Genomic DNA, 15,036 nt, shown 5'->3' on the forward strand with positions numbered 1-15,036 from the left:
GCCCCCGCCCCATATCGCGGGCCCCCTCCCCCCCGGGTGCGGGCGGCGCCCGCCCGGCCCGCCGCGGGGCGGGGGGGGCCTCGTCGTGCCCGGTGCCCGGTGCCCGGTGCCCGGTGCCCGGTGCCCGAAGGCCGAGGTCACCAGCCGCGCTCGCGCCACTCGTCGAGGTGCGGGCGCTCGGCGCCGAGGGTGGTGTCGCTGCCGTGGCCGGGGTAGACCCAGGCCTCGTCCGGCAGGACGTCGAAGATCTTCGCGTTGACGTCCCGGAAGAGGCTCGTGAAGGCCTCCGCATCGCCCCAGGTGTTGCCGACGCCGCCGGGGAAGAGGCAGTCGCCGGTGAAGACGTGCGGGTGGCCCTGCGGGTCGTCGTAGATCAGCACGATCGCGCCCGGGGTGTGCCCGACCAGGTGCCGGACGGTGAGTTCCACGTCGCCGACCCGCAGCTTGTCGCCGTCCGCGAGCAGCAGCTCGGTGGGCACGTCGACGCCCTCGGCGTCGTGCGCGCCGGCGGCGGTGCGAGCCCCCGTCACGGCGACCACCTCGGCGAGCGCGGCCCAGTGGTCGTGGTGCCGGTGGGTGGTGACGACGGTGGCGAGCTCGTCACCGACGGTCTCCAGCAGCACCGGGGCGTCGGCGGCCGCGTCGATCAGCAGCTGCTCGTCGGTGGCCCGGCAGCGCAGCAGGTAGGCGTTGTTGTCGTACGGGCCGACGGCCACCTTGGTGATGATCAGGTGCGCCAGCTCCCGCACGTCAGGCGGCCCGCCGACCTTGACCGCTCCGTGGTACGTCATGCGTCCGCTCCTCGTCCGGTGAAGGGGTTCAGGATCATCTTCGCGCCGTCAGCCCAGCGGGGGAAGCTGGGGGAGGGCGGTGTCGGGGGTGGTCCGCAGGCCGGCGCCGTCGGAGCGGCCGGAGAGCCAGGCGAGCAGGGAGCGGAGGGGGCCCTGGACGGTGAGGACGGGCTCGCCGGTGCCGATCAGGCCGATGTCCCCGGTGTCCTCGGCGACCAGCTCGACGCCGGGCAGGGCGGTGCCGTGCAGCTTGTTGGCGATCTTGTGGAACTCGGTGACGGCGAAGACCTCCGGCCAGTGCGCGGGGGTGTGGCCGGCGTCCAGGTCGACGTGGTGGTACTCGACCTCGGCGAGGCGCTTCCACGGGAGGTCGTGGGCGGGGAAGACGTAGCCGGTGCGGTGGCGGACCTCGACCGTCCAGGCTTCGGCGGGCAGCAGCGCGGCGGCCGCGGCGAAGCGCTCGCGGGAGTCGCGCAGGTCGGCGAGCTGGGCGTCCACCGGGCGGGGCGCACCCTCCTCGATCTGCCGGTCGCGGGCCTCGGTGCTGGCGTACTGCGGGATGTCGGTGCCGGTGCGGGCGCCGTCCAGCAGGTTGACCAGGGAGTCGGCGTTGCGGGCGAGGTGGGCCAGCACGTGACCGCGGGTCCAGCCGGGCAGGGCGGAGGGCTCGGCGACGGCCTCGGGCTTCAGCTCGGCGACGGTGTGCAGCAGGTGCCGGGTGCTCTCCTCGACCAGGGCCAGGTACTGCGCGGCGGCCTCGGCGGCGGTCTGCGGGTCGGTCATCGGATCGGCCTTCTGTGGGAGACGGCGCGTTGCCCGCGGGGGGCTCCGCTCGTTGACCAGCTGACGCTATCGCCGAATCCGACCGCTGAGCAGGGCCTTTTTCGGTCCGGGTACGGAGGGTTCGAGGGGCGCTCTCACTCGTTCGGGTGGACTCCGCTGGACACGGTCGATATTCGAACGTCTGAGCTAGTAGGCTGGCTGCCGCATCCTGGAAGAAGCACACATCTCCCCGCAAGTCCTCTCGCCCCGGAGAAAGGCGCCAGAAGCAGTGGCCGACCGCCTCATCGTCCGCGGTGCTCGCGAGCACAACCTCAAGAACGTCTCGCTCGACCTGCCCCGCGACTCCCTCATCGTCTTCACGGGCCTCTCCGGCTCCGGCAAGTCCTCGCTCGCCTTCGACACGATCTTCGCCGAGGGCCAGCGCCGCTACGTCGAGTCGCTGTCCTCCTACGCCCGCCAGTTCCTCGGGCAGATGGACAAGCCCGATGTGGACTTCATCGAAGGTCTCTCCCCGGCCGTCTCGATCGATCAGAAGTCCACCAACCGCAACCCCCGTTCGACCGTCGGCACGATCACCGAGGTCTACGACTACCTGCGCCTGCTGTTCGCCCGGATCGGCAAGCCGCACTGCCCGCACTGCGGCCGCCCGATCGCCAAGCAGTCGCCGCAGGCGATCGTCGACAAGGTGCTGGAGCTCGCCGAGGGCACCCGGTTCCAGGTGCTCAGCCCGGTGGTGCGCGAGCGCAAGGGCGAGTTCGTCGACCTCTTCGCCGACCTCCAGTCCAAGGGCTACTCGCGCGCCCGGGTGGACGGCGGGACGATCCAGCTCGCCGAGCCGCCGAAGCTCAAGAAGCAGGAGAAGCACACCGTCGAGGTGGTCATCGACCGCCTGACCGTCAAGGAGAGCGCCAAGCGTCGGCTCACCGACTCGGTGGAGACGGCCCTGCGGCTGTCCGGCGGCATGGTCGTGCTCGACTTCGTCGACCTCGCGGAGGACGACCCGGAGCGCGAGCGGATGTACTCCGAGCACCTCTACTGCCCGTACGACGACGTGTCGTTCGAGGAGCTGGAGCCGCGCTCGTTCTCCTTCAACTCGCCGTTCGGCGCCTGCCCGGACTGCTCGGGCCTGGGCAACCGGATGGAGGTCGACCCGGAGCTGGTCATCCCGGACCCGGAGCGCTCGCTGGAGGAGGGCGCGATCCACCCGTGGTCGGCGGGCCACGCCAAGGAGTACTTCCAGCGCCTGATCGACGCGCTCGCCGGGGAGCTGGGCTTCCGCACCGACATCCCGTGGGCCGGGCTGCCGGCCCGCGCCAAGAAGGCGCTGCTGTACGGGCACAAGCACCAGGTGCAGGTCAGCTACCGCAACCGCTTCGGGCGCGAGCGCTCGTACAGCACCGGCTTCGAGGGCGCCGTCCCGTTCATCCAGCGCCGGCACACCGAGGCGGAGAGCGACAGTAGCCGCGAGCGCTTCGAGGGCTACATGCGCGAGGTGCCCTGCCCGACGTGCGAGGGCACCCGGCTCAAGCCGGTGGTGCTCGCGGTCACCGTCGAGGAGAAGTCGATCGCCGACGTCTCGGCGATGTCGATCAGCGACTGCGCCGAGTTCCTGGGCGCGATGAAGCTGAACGACCGGGACAAGCAGATCGCCGAGCGCGTCCTCAAGGAGGTCAACGAGCGGCTGCGCTTCCTGGTCGACGTCGGCCTGGACTACCTCTCGCTGAACCGCGCGGCCGGCACCCTGTCCGGCGGCGAGGCCCAGCGCATCCGGCTGGCCACCCAGATCGGCTCCGGCCTGGTCGGCGTGCTGTACGTGCTGGACGAGCCGTCCATCGGCCTGCACCAGCGGGACAACCACCGGCTGATCGAGACGCTGGTGCGGCTGCGCGACATCGGCAACACGCTGATCGTGGTCGAGCACGACGAGGACACCATCAAGACGGCGGACTGGGTGGTCGACATCGGCCCGGGCGCCGGCGAGCACGGCGGCAAGGTGGTGCACTCCGGCTCGTTGAAGGGACTGCTGTCCAACAAGGAGTCGCTGACCGGCCAGTACCTCTCCGGCAAGCGGTCCATCCCGATCCCGGCGGGCCGCCGCGACCGGGACAAGAAGCGCCAGCTGACCGTCCACGGCGCCCGCGAGCACAACCTCAAGGACGTCACGGTCGGCTTCCCGCTCGGCACCTTCACCGCGATCACCGGCGTCTCCGGCTCCGGCAAGTCGACGCTGGTCAACGACATCCTCTACACCCACCTCGCCCGGGAGCTGAACGGCGCCCGCAGCGTGCCCGGCCGGCACACCCGGATCACCGGCACCGACCTGGTGGACAAGGTGGTGCACGTCGACCAGTCGCCGATCGGGCGCACCCCGCGCTCCAACCCGGCCACCTACACCGGGGTGTTCGACCACGTGCGCCGGCTCTTCGCGGAGACGCAGGAGGCGAAGGTCCGCGGCTACCTGCCCGGCCGGTTCTCCTTCAACGTCAAGGGCGGCCGCTGCGAGAACTGCTCGGGCGACGGCACCATCAAGATCGAGATGAACTTCCTGCCGGACGTCTACGTGCCGTGCGAGGTCTGCCACGGCGCCCGGTACAACCGGGAGACGCTGGAGGTCCACTACAAGGGCAAGTCCATCTCCGAGGTGCTGGACATGCCGATCGAGGAGGCGCTGGCCTTCTTCGAGGCCGTCCCGGCGATCGCCCGGCACCTCAGGACGCTCAACGACGTCGGCCTCGGCTACGTCCGGCTCGGCCAGTCCGCGCCGACGCTGTCCGGCGGCGAGGCGCAGCGCGTCAAGCTCGCCTCCGAGCTGCAGAAGCGCTCCACCGGGCGGACGGTCTACGTGCTGGACGAGCCCACCACCGGCCTGCACTTCGAGGACATCAGCAAGCTGATCAAGGTGCTCAGCGGGCTGGTGGAGAAGGGCAACACGGTGATCGTCATCGAGCACAACCTCGATGTGATCAAGACCGCCGACTGGGTCGTCGACATGGGCCCCGAAGGCGGTTCCGGCGGCGGCATGGTGGTCGCCGAGGGCACCCCGGAGCAGATCGCCGCCGTCCCGGAGAGCCACACCGGCAAGTTCCTCCGGGACATCCTTCCGGGCGAGTTCGCGGACGCCCCGGTCGCCCCGGTGAAGAGGGCGCCGCGCAAGCGGGCCGCCGCGGCAAAGAAGTAGCGAAGAGGGAGCAGCGCCCCGCTCCGCCGCCCCACCCACGGGGGCGGCGGAGCGGGTGCCGCATAGACTTCCGTGGTCCCTCGTAGGAAGCCGAACCGCAGGAGCGCACCGATGTCAGAGGCCCCCGAGACCAGCCCCGCCACCTCCCGCCGCACCGTGCTCTGCGGCGCCGCCGCCGTACTGGCGGCCGGCGGCACCGTGACGATCGCCGGCTGCGGTCCCTCCTCGGGTTCCTCGGGCTCCTCCGGCGCCGGCAGCGCGGCCAAGACCCCGGTGGACCTCGGCCCGGCCTCGGAGGTGCCGGAGGGCGGCGGCAAGGTCTTCCGCAACCAGAAGATCGTCGTGACCCAGCCGACCGCGGGGGAGTACAAGGCCTTCAGCGCCGTCTGCACCCACGCCGGCTGCGTCGTCGACCAGGTGAAGAGCCAGCAGATCCAGTGCCCCTGCCACGGCAGCCGGTTCGCCATCGCCGACGGCGCCGTCCAGGACGGCCCGGCCCCCAGGCCGCTGCCCGCTTACGCCGTCACGGTCGACGGCGGGAACCTCAAGGTGACCCCGAGCTGAAGCAGTTGATCTCCACCCAGTCGATCTCGGCCCAGCCGGTCCCCGCCCGGTTGATCTCCCCTTCGCGGCCCCGGCTCCACTCGGTACGGTGGACCCATGGCTGACCCGAGCACCTACCGCCCGGCGCCGGGCGCGATCCCGACCTCACCGGGCGTCTACAAGTTCCGTGACGCCCACGGGCGGGTCATCTACGTCGGCAAGGCCAAGAGCCTGCGGCCGCGCCTGTCGTCCTACTTCCAGGACCTGGCCGGCCTGCACCCGCGCACCGCGACCATGGTCACCACCGCGGCCTCGGTGGAGTGGACGGTGGTGGCCACCGAGGTCGAGGCGCTCCAGCTGGAGTACTCCTGGATCAAGGAGTTCGACCCGCGGTTCAACGTCAAGTACCGCGACGACAAGAGCTATCCGGAACTCGCCGTCACCCTCAACGAGGAGTACCCGCGGGTCCAGGTGATGCGCGGGGCGCACAAGAAGGGCGTGCGCTACTTCGGCCCGTACGGGCACGCCTGGGCGATCCGCGAGACGGTCGACCTGCTGCTGCGCGTCTTCCCCGTCCGCACCTGCTCCAACGGCGTGTTCAAGCGCGCCCGGCAGGTCGGCCGGCCCTGCCTGCTCGGCTACATCGGCAAGTGCGCCGCGCCCTGCGTCGGCAAGGTCTCGCCGGACGAACACCGGGCGCTGGCCGAGGACTTCTGCGACTTCATGGCCGGGCGCACCGGCAACTACCTGCGCCGGCTGGAAGAGCAGATGCGGGAGGCCGCCGAGGAGATGGAGTACGAGAAGGCGGCCCGGCTGCGGGACGACATCGGCGCCCTCAAGCGCGCGATGGAGAAGAACGCCATCGTGCTCGCCGACGCCACCGACGCCGACCTGCTGGCCGTCGCCGAGGACGAACTGGAGGCCGCCGTCCAGATCTTCCACGTCCGCGGCGGCCGGGTGCGCGGCCAGCGCGGCTGGGTCACCGACAAGGTCGAGGACGTCGACACCGCCGGCCTGGTCGAGCACGCCCTCCAGCAGCTCTACGGCGGCGCCGGCCCGGACGAGCGCAACGAGACCGTCCCGCGCGAGGTGCTCGTCCCCGCGCTGCCCGAGCCGTCCGGTCCGGTCCGGGACTGGCTGAGCGGCCTGCGCGGCAGCCAGGTCGACCTGCGGATCCCGCAACGCGGCGACAAGAAGGACCTGATGGCCACCGTGCAGCGCAACGCCCAGCAGGCGCTGGCACTGCACAAGACCAAGCGCGCCTCCGACCTCACCACCCGCAGCCGCGCCCTGCAGGAGATCGCCGACGCGCTGGAGCTGGACTCGGTGCCGCTGCGCATCGAGTGCTTCGACATCTCCCACCTCCAAGGCGAGGACGTGGTCGCCTCGATGGTCGTCTTCGAGGACGGCCTGGCCCGCAAGAGCGAGTACCGGCGCTTCCAGATCAAGGGCTTCGAGGGCCAGGACGACGTCCGCTCGATGCACGAGGTGATCGGCCGGCGCTTCCGCCGCTACCTCCAGGAACGCGAGCAGACCGGCGAGTGGGTCGTCCCCGAGGCCGACGACCCGGGCGCCGCCGCCGACGGCACCGGGGCCCCGGCCGGCCCGATCGACCCGGAGACGGGCCGCCCGCGCCGCTTCGCCTACCCGCCCCAACTGCTGGTCGTGGACGGCGGCCAGCCGCAGGTCGCCGCCGCCAAGCGCGCCCTGGACGAACTCGGCATCGACGACGTCGCGCTGTGCGGCCTGGCCAAGCGGCTGGAGGAGGTCTGGCTGCCCGGCGAGGACGACCCGGTCGTGCTGCCGCGCTCCAGCGAGGGCCTCTACCTGCTCCAGCGGGTCCGCGACGAGGCCCACCGCTTCGCGATCACCTACCAGCGCAGCAAGCGTTCCAAGCGACTCACCGCCGGGGAACTGGACTCCGTCCCGGGCCTCGGCGAGACTCGCCGCCAGGCGCTGCTCAAGCACTTCGGCTCGCTGAAGAGGCTCCGGGCCGCCACCGTCGACGAACTCTGCGCCGTACCCGGCATCGGACGCCGCACGGCGGAGACTGTTGCGGCGGCGTTGTCCTCCCGTACACCCGTCGCACCAGCGGTGAACACCGCTACCGGCGAGATCATCGAGGACGGGGCCGAACCGGCCGCCGAGCCGGTGGCCGCAGCATCCCAGACCGCACCATCCCAGGAGACGCCATGACGGCCGACGCCGACCGTCAGACGACGCGCCCAGCCCCCGCCCGCCTGTCCGGGCAGGGGAAGGGTGGTCGCGCCGTGCGCGTTCTCCCCAGCAGAAAGACCGAGAGCGGGGAACCGAAGTGACCGTGTCAGACGTGGCCGAGAACGCGCCGGAGCTGGTGATCATCTCCGGCATGTCCGGAGCCGGCCGCTCCACCGCCGCGAAGTGCCTGGAGGACCTGGGCTGGTTCGTGGTGGACAACCTGCCACCGGCCCTGATCCCGACCATGGTCGACCTGGGCGCCCGCTCCCAGGGCAACGTCGCCCGGATCGGCGTGGTCGTGGACGTCCGGGGCCGCCAGTTCTTCGACGACCTGCTCACCTCCCTCGACGAGTTGGAGAAGCGCGGCGTCCGGCTCAGCGTGGTCTTCCTGGACTCCTCCGACGACGCGTTGGTCCGCCGCTTCGAGAGCGTGCGCCGCCCGCACCCGCTGCAGGCCGACGGCCGGATCGTCGACGGCATCGCCCAGGAGCGCGACCTGCTGCGCGACCTGCGCGGCGAGGCCGACCTGGTGATCGACACCTCCAACCTCAACGTGCACCAACTGCGCGCCAAGCTGGACGCCCAGTTCGCCGACCACGACGAGCCCGAGCTGCGCGCCACCGTGATGTCCTTCGGCTTCAAGTACGGCCTGCCGGTCGACGCCGACCTGGTGGTGGACTGCCGCTTCCTGCCCAACCCGCACTGGGTGCCCGAGCTGCGCGCCCGTACCGGCACCGACGCGGACGTCGCCGACTACGTGTTCCAGCAGCCCGGCGCCAACGAGTTCCTGGACGGCTACGCCGATCTCCTGCGCATCATCACCGAGGGGTACCGCCGCGAGGGGAAGCGCTACATGACGCTTGCCGTAGGCTGCACCGGTGGCAAGCACCGCAGCGTCGCGATGTCCGAGCGCCTGACCAAGCGTCTCATCGCCGACGGAGTGGAGACGGTGCTCGTCCACCGTGACATGGGACGGGAGTGACCGCCGCCTCCTAGCCGGGCCGCCGGCGGGGCCGGTGGCCGCGGCGAGGAACGCGAGGTGAGTGTGGCGGGATATGTGCCCGGGCGGCAGCCGCAGAACAGGAGTGCCGACCGGGCGGGTGGCCCGGCCCGGCCGCCGGTCCCGAGCCGGCCGCGCAGCAGCCCCGCCCGGGCCAACCCGGCCCCCCGGATCACCGCGCTCGGCGGCGGCCAGGGCCTGTCCGCCTCGCTCTCCGCGCTGCGCCGGCTCACCAGCGACCTGACCGCCGTGGTCACCGTCGCCGACGACGGCGGCTCCAGCGGCCGGCTCCGCACCGAGCTGGGCGTGCTGCCCCCCGGCGACCTGCGCAAGGCGCTGGCCGCGCTGTGCGGGGACGACGACTGGGGGCGCACCTGGTCCGAGGTGATCCAGCAGCGTTTCACCGGCACCGGTGAGCTGGGCGGCCACGCGGTCGGCAACCTGCTGATCGTCGCGCTCTGGGAGAAGCTCGGCGACCCGGTGGCCGCCCTGGACTGGGTCGGCCGGCTGCTGAACGTCCAGGGTCGGGTGCTGCCGATGTCGGCGGTGCCGCTGGACATCGAGGCGACCGTGCGTGGCCACGACCCGGAGCGCCCCGGCGAGCTGTCGGCCGTCCGCGGCCAGGCCGACGTCGCGGTCACGCCCGGCACCGTGCAGTCGATCCGGCTGCTGCCGGACGGGCCGCCGGCCGTCCCGGAGGCGGTCACCGCCGTCCGGGAGGCGGACTGGGTGGTGCTCGGGCCCGGCTCCTGGTTCACCAGCGTGCTGCCGCACCTGCTGGTGCCGGAGCTGGCCAAGGCGCTCACCGAGACCCGCGCTCGCCGCCTGCTCACCCTGAACCTGGCCCCGCAGCCCGGCGAGACCGAGGGCTTCACCCCGCAGCGCCACCTGGAGGTCATCGCCGACCACGCCCCGGGCCTCGCGGTGGATGCGATCCTGGTGGACGAGCGGGCCGTCACCGGCGGCGCCTTCGGCCAGGCGGACCTGGCCGGTCTGGAGAAGGCCGCCGAGCGGATGGGCGCCGCCCTGGTCCTCGGCAGGGTGGCCCGCACCGACGGCACCCCGCGACACGACCCGGAGCTGTTGGCCGCCGCGTACGACCGGATTTTCCGGACACATGGAAGGATCGGGCCATGGCGATGACTCCAGCGGTGAAGGACGAGATCAGCCGGCTCCCGGTCACCAGGGCCTGCTGCCGCAAGGCGGAGGTGTCGGCGATCCTGCGGTTCGCGGGCGGGCTGCACATCGTGAGCGGCCGGATCGTGATCGAGGCGGAGCTGGACACCGGCGCGGCGGCGCGGCGGCTGCGCAAGGACCTGCTGGAGATCTTCGGACACTCCTCCGACCTCGTGGTGATGGCCCCCGGCGGACTGCGGCGTGGCAGCCGCTTCGTCGTCCGGGTGGTCAAGGACGGCGAACTGCTCGCGCGCCAGACCGGCCTCGTGGACGGCCGGGGCCGGCCGATCCGGGGGCTGCCCCCGGCGGTCGTCTCCGGGGCCACCTGCGACGCCGAGGCGGCCTGGCGCGGGGCCTTCCTGGCGCACGGCTCGCTCACCGAGCCGGGCCGCTCCTCCTCGCTGGAGATCACCTGCCCCGGCTCCGAGGCCGCCCTCGCCCTGGTCGGCGCGGCCCGCCGGCTCGGCATCCCGGCCAAGGCCCGTGAGGTGCGCGGCGTGGACCGGGTGGTGATCCGCGACGGCGACGCGATCGGCGCGCTGCTGACCCGGCTCGGCGCGCACGAGTCGGTGCTCGCCTGGGAGGAGCGCCGGATGCGGCGCGAGGTCCGGGCCACCGCCAACCGCCTGGCCAACTTCGACGACGCCAACCTGCGCCGCTCGGCCCGCGCCGCGGTGGCGGCCGGCGCCCGGGTGGCGCGGGCGCTGGAGATCCTCGGCGAGGAGGTGCCCGAGCACCTGGCCGCGGCCGGCCAGCTGCGGATGCAGCACAAGCAGGCCTCGCTGGAGGAGCTGGGCGCGCTCGCCGACCCGCCGCTGACCAAGGACGCGGTGGCCGGCCGGATCCGCCGCCTGCTGGCGATGGCCGACAAGCGCGCCTCCGAGCTCGGCCTGCCGAGCACCGAGGCCAACCTCACCGACGAGATGGCGATGAACTGACCGCACCAAGTGGCTGTTCCGCGGCCGGTGTCCGGATTCCGGGCACCGGCCGCCGCCGTGTCCGGACGGGATACCCGGACGCGCCCGGTGTGCGCAAATTGGTAGAGACCACTGACCGGGACCAACTGCCCTGACCGCCAAGGACGGTCGGCCTGATTTCGCGCCACGCCAGGTCGTCGCACGTGGCGCGATGTGCCCTCCCAGGCCTGGGAGGGGTAGGGTCATAGGCGGTCGGGGACTTCCCAAATCTCACCCCCGTCGGCTTAGCTCCGGCGTACCTAACGAGGAGATCGGTTCGTGACGATCCGGGTAGGCATCAACGGATTCGGCCGCATCGGCCGCAACTTCTTCCGCGCGGTCAAGGCGCAGGGCGCGGACATCGAGATCGTCGGTGTCAACGACCTCACTGACACGAAGACCCTGGCTCACCTGCTCAAGTACGACACCACCCTGGGCACCTTCCCGGGCGAGGTCTCGCACACCGAGGACAGCATCACCGTCGACGGCAAGACCTTCCAGGTCAGCGCCGAGCGTGACCCCGCCAACCTGCCGTGGGCCGCCCTGGGCGCCGACATCGTCGTCGAGTCCACCGGCATCTTCACCAAGGCCGAGGCCGCGAAGAAGCACCTCGCCGCCGGCGCGAAGAAGGTCATCATCTCGGCGCCCGCGAGCGACGAGGACGTCACCATCGTCCTGGGCGTCAACGAGGACAAGTACGACGCCGCCAACCACTCGATCATCTCCAACGCCTCCTGCACCACCAACTGCGTGGCGCCGATGGCCAAGGTGCTGCACGAGAACTTCGGCATCGTCAAGGGCCTGATGACGACCGTCCACGCGTTCACCAACGACCAGGTGACCCTGGACTTCCCGCACAAGGACCTGCGCCGCGCCCGTGCCGCGTCGCAGAACATCATCCCGACCTCGACCGGTGCCGCCAAGGCGACCGCCCTGGTCCTGCCGGAGCTGAAGGGCAAGCTGGACGGCACCTCGCTGCGCGTCCCGGTCCCGACCGGCTCCATCACCGACCTGGTCGTCACCCTGGAGCGCGAGGTGACCAAGGACGAGGTCAACGCCGCCTTCCAGAAGGCCTCGCAGGAGGGCCCGCTCAAGGGCATCCTGACCTACACCGAGGACCCGATCGTCTCCTCGGACATCGTCAACGACCCGGCCTCCTGCATCTTCGACTCCCAGCTCACCATGGTCCAGGGCAACCAGGTCAAGGTGCTCGGCTGGTACGACAACGAGTGGGGCTACTCGAACCGCCTCGTCAACCTGACCTCCCTCGTCGGCGGCCAGCTCTGACGCAGCGGGAGCTGACGTGATGTAGGGGCGAGGGCCCGGCTGGCGCACTGTGCCGACCGGGCCCTCGCTCTGCGCACCAGGACTTTCCCAGGCGGCCCCTGCGCCGTGCCGCCTCTGCGCATCAACCATCTCCCCAGGAGAGCCAATCCCCGTGAAGACCATCGAAGACCTCGACGTCGCCGGCAAGCGCGTGTTCGTCCGTGCCGACCTGAACGTCCCGCTGGACGGCACCACGATCACCGACGACGGCCGGATCCGTGCCGTCGCCCCGACCATCGCCAAGCTCGTCGCGCGCGGCGCCCGGGTCGTCGTCGCCTCCCACCTCGGCCGCCCGAAGGGTGCGCCGGACCCGACGTTCTCGCTGGCCCCGGCGGCCGTGCGCCTCGGCGAGATCCTCGGCAAGAACGTCGCCTTCGCCACCGACACCGTGGGCGAGAGCGCCGAGTCCACCGTGGCCGCGCTGGGCGACGGCGAGGTCGCGCTGCTGGAGAACCTGCGCTTCAACGCCGGCGAGACCAGCAAGGACGACGCCGAGCGCAAGGCCTTCGCCGAGCAGCTGGCCGCCCTCGCGGACCTGTACGTCGGCGACGGCTTCGGCGCCGTGCACCGCAAGCACGCCTCGGTCTACGACCTGCCCGGCCTGCTGCCGCACGCGGCCGGCGACCTGATCGCCACCGAGGTCGGTGTGCTCAAGAAGCTCACCGAGGAGGTCGCGCGCCCGTACGTGGTCGTGCTCGGCGGCGCCAAGGTCTCCGACAAGCTCGGCGTGATCGACAACCTGCTGAAGAAGGCCGACCGGATCCTGATCGGCGGCGGCATGGCGTACACCTTCCTCAAGGCCAAGGGCCACGAGGTCGGCATCTCGCTGCTGCAGGAGGACCAGATCCCGGTCGTCCTGGACTACCTGAAGCGCGCCGAGGCGACGGGCGTCGAGTTCGTCCTGCCGGTGGACGTCCTGGTGTCGGCGGAGTTCCCCGACCTCAAGACCAAGGCCCCGGCCAACCCCTCGCTCGTCGCCGCGGACGCGATCCCGGCCGACCAGGAGGGCCTGGACATCGGCCCGAAGACCCGCGAGCTGTACGCGGCGAAGCTGGCCGACGCGGGCACCGTGTTCTGGAACGGCCCGATGGGTGTCTTCGAGCACCCGGACTACGCGAACGGCACCAAGGCCGTGGCCCAGGCGCTGCTCGACAGCGACGCGTTCACCGTGGTCGGTGGCGGCGACTCCGCCGCGGCCGTCCGCATCCTGGGCTTCGACGAGAACGCATTCGGACACATCTCGACCGGCGGTGGCGCCAGCCTCGAGTACCTGGAGGGCAAGACCCTCCCCGGTCTCGCCGCCCTGGAAGGCTGAAAGCAATGACTGAGCGTCTCCCGCTGATGGCGGGCAACTGGAAGATGAACCTCAACCACCTTGAGGCCATCCAGCACACCCAGAAGCTGGCCTTCGCGCTGGCCGACAAGGACTACGCGGCCGTCGAGGTCGCCGTCCTGGTGCCGTTCACCGACCTGCGTTCGGTGCAGACCCTGGTCGACGGCGACAAGCTGAAGATCAAGTACGGCTCGCAGGACATCTCGCAGCACGACTCCGGTGCCTACACCGGCGAGGTCTCCGGCCCGATGCTGGCCAAGCTGAAGTGCACCTTCGCGGTGATCGGCCACTCGGAGCGCCGCCAGTACCACGGTGAGGACGAGGCGATCGTCAACACCAAGGTCAAGGCCGCCTACCGGGCCGGGATCACCCCGATCCTGTGCATCGGCGAGCCGCTGGACGTCCGCAAGGCCGGCACCCACGTCGAGCACACCCTCGCCCAGCTGGACGGCGCCCTGGCGGACATCCCGGCCCACCAGGCCGAGTCCATCGTGGTCGCCTACGAGCCGGTCTGGGCGATCGGCACCGGCGAGGTGGCCACCCCGGAGGACGCGCAGGAGGTCTGCGCCGCCATCCGCAGGCGGATCGCCGAGCTGTACGACGCCGAGCTGGCCGACAAGGTCCGCGTGCTGTACGGCGGTTCGGTGAAGTCGTCGAGCGCGGCCGGTCTGATGGCCAAGCCCGACATCGACGGCGGCCTGATCGGCGGTGCCTCGCTGGACGCCGACGAGTTCGTCAAGATCGTGCGCTACCGTGAGCAGGCAGTAGGCTAACGCCGCTGCAGCAACGTAGGCTTTGGGGCCGGACCGCCGTCAGCGGTCCGGCCCCGTCGCCGAAGATACGAGAGAGTTGGTCCCGTCGTGGTTCTCGGGTTCTCGATTGCCCTGATCATCTTCAGTCTGCTGATGATCCTGCTGGTGCTGCTGCACAAGGGGAAGGGCGGCGGCCTGTCGGACATGTTCGGTGGCGGCGCGATGTCCACCGGCGGCGGCTCGGCGGTGGCCGAGCGCAACCTGGACCGCATCACGATCGTGGTCGGTCTCGCCTGGTTCGCCTGCATCATCGTGCTGGGCCTGGTGCTGAAGTACAAGAGCTGACGTAACCCTGACGCCCCGTCGCCCGAGCGCCTATCCTGGGACGGTCGGGGGCGGAGGCGATGGCGGTGGACGCTTAACTCCTGCTTACACTAGGACGACTTTCGCCACCGACGCGCACCGCGGAGGGTCGGCGCACCAGCACGCAGGGAGTCAGACCGTGGCAAGTGGCAACGCCATCCGTGGCAGCAGGGTCGGAGCGGGCCCGATGGGCGAGGCGGAGCGCGGCGAGTCCGCCCCGCGCAACCGGATCACCTTCTGGTGTGCCAACAAGCACGAGACCCGGCCGAGCTTCGCCGCCGAGGCCGTCATCCCGGACACCTGGGACTGCCCGCGGTGCGGATTCCCGGCCGGTCAGGACGAGCACAACCCGCCCGCGCCCTCGCGCAACGAGCCGTACAAGACCCACCTCGCCTACGTCCGCGAGCGGCGCACCGACGCCGACGGCGAGGCGATCCTCGCCGAGGCGCTGGCCAAGCTGCGCGGCGAGATCTGACCCGGACGACAGACAGCGAAGGGGGGGGGCCGCGCGGCGGGGGGGGGGGGGGGGGGGGCGGGGGGCGGGGGCGCGGCGGGGGGGGGGGGGCGCGGGGGGGGGGGGGGGCCGCGGGCCCCCCCCCGGGCCACCCCCCCCCGGGG

Annotated in this window: 13 protein-coding genes; 11 read left to right on the forward strand and 2 right to left on the reverse strand. The window is 71.6% G+C overall.

Translation table 11 applies throughout. From position 1 onward, the window contains the following. Positions 1-137: 137 nt before the first annotated feature. The gene (locus tag ACFV61_RS26425) at positions 138-791 is read right to left on the reverse strand and encodes an MBL fold metallo-hydrolase (protein ID WP_063349499.1); all 654 of its coding nucleotides are present in this window, start codon (positions 789-791) and stop codon (positions 138-140) included. 48 nt (positions 792-839) lie between these two features. After that, positions 840-1,574 carry a maleylpyruvate isomerase family mycothiol-dependent enzyme gene (locus tag ACFV61_RS26430; RefSeq protein WP_380375188.1) on the reverse strand — a complete coding sequence of 245 codons (735 nt, stop codon included), beginning with the start codon at positions 1,572-1,574 and terminating at the stop codon, positions 840-842. 268 nt (positions 1,575-1,842) lie between these two features. Between ACFV61_RS26430 and uvrA the strand changes: the two genes are divergently transcribed. The 11 genes from uvrA to ACFV61_RS26485 all read left to right on the forward strand — a co-directional run bounded on the left by uvrA (position 1,843) and on the right by ACFV61_RS26485 (position 14,893). Further along, complete coding sequence (gene uvrA / locus ACFV61_RS26435; protein WP_380375186.1) at positions 1,843-4,752, forward strand: excinuclease ABC subunit UvrA; 2,910 nt, start codon at positions 1,843-1,845, stop codon at positions 4,750-4,752. Positions 4,753-4,863: 111 nt separating this feature from the next. After that, positions 4,864-5,316: a Rieske (2Fe-2S) protein gene (locus tag ACFV61_RS26440; protein ID WP_380494263.1), complete on the forward strand. Its 453-nt coding sequence runs from the start codon at positions 4,864-4,866 to the stop codon at positions 5,314-5,316. A gap of 96 nt (positions 5,317-5,412) precedes the next feature. Then, on the forward strand, positions 5,413-7,491 hold the full coding sequence (uvrC, locus tag ACFV61_RS26445; RefSeq protein WP_063349503.1) for an excinuclease ABC subunit UvrC: 2,079 nt from the start codon (positions 5,413-5,415) through the stop codon (positions 7,489-7,491). A gap of 118 nt (positions 7,492-7,609) precedes the next feature. Then, complete coding sequence (rapZ, locus tag ACFV61_RS26450; protein ID WP_380343832.1) at positions 7,610-8,494, forward strand: RNase adapter RapZ; 885 nt, start codon at positions 7,610-7,612, stop codon at positions 8,492-8,494. Positions 8,495-8,557: 63 nt separating this feature from the next. Next, complete coding sequence (gene yvcK / locus ACFV61_RS26455) at positions 8,558-9,655, forward strand: uridine diphosphate-N-acetylglucosamine-binding protein YvcK (RefSeq protein ID WP_079136331.1); 1,098 nt, start codon at positions 8,558-8,560, stop codon at positions 9,653-9,655. Then, entirely contained in the window at positions 9,646-10,626 is a 981-nt protein-coding gene (gene whiA, locus ACFV61_RS26460) for a DNA-binding protein WhiA (protein ID WP_063349505.1), read from the forward strand. Before yvcK ends, whiA begins: the two co-directional genes overlap by 10 nt. Before the next feature lie 297 nt (positions 10,627-10,923). Beyond that, positions 10,924-11,931 carry a type I glyceraldehyde-3-phosphate dehydrogenase gene (gene gap, locus ACFV61_RS26465; protein ID WP_063349506.1) on the forward strand — a complete coding sequence of 336 codons (1,008 nt, stop codon included), beginning with the start codon at positions 10,924-10,926 and terminating at the stop codon, positions 11,929-11,931. Positions 11,932-12,082: 151 nt separating this feature from the next. Then, positions 12,083-13,285 (forward strand): phosphoglycerate kinase, encoded by a 1,203-nt coding sequence (locus tag ACFV61_RS26470; RefSeq protein WP_380494265.1) that lies wholly within the window; start codon positions 12,083-12,085, stop codon positions 13,283-13,285. Between the two features lie 5 nt (positions 13,286-13,290). Continuing rightward, complete coding sequence (tpiA, locus tag ACFV61_RS26475; RefSeq protein WP_063349508.1) at positions 13,291-14,076, forward strand: triose-phosphate isomerase; 786 nt, start codon at positions 13,291-13,293, stop codon at positions 14,074-14,076. Positions 14,077-14,163: 87 nt separating this feature from the next. After that, complete coding sequence (secG, locus tag ACFV61_RS26480) at positions 14,164-14,400, forward strand: preprotein translocase subunit SecG (protein ID WP_063349509.1); 237 nt, start codon at positions 14,164-14,166, stop codon at positions 14,398-14,400. A 205-nt stretch (positions 14,401-14,605) separates the two neighbouring features. Next, on the forward strand, positions 14,606-14,893 hold the full coding sequence (locus ACFV61_RS26485) for an RNA polymerase-binding protein RbpA (protein ID WP_063349510.1): 288 nt from the start codon (positions 14,606-14,608) through the stop codon (positions 14,891-14,893). Positions 14,894-15,036 lie beyond the last annotated feature (143 nt).

Source organism: Kitasatospora sp. NPDC059817 (assembly GCF_042731835.1).
Lineage (GTDB): Bacteria > Actinomycetota > Actinomycetes > Streptomycetales > Streptomycetaceae > Kitasatospora.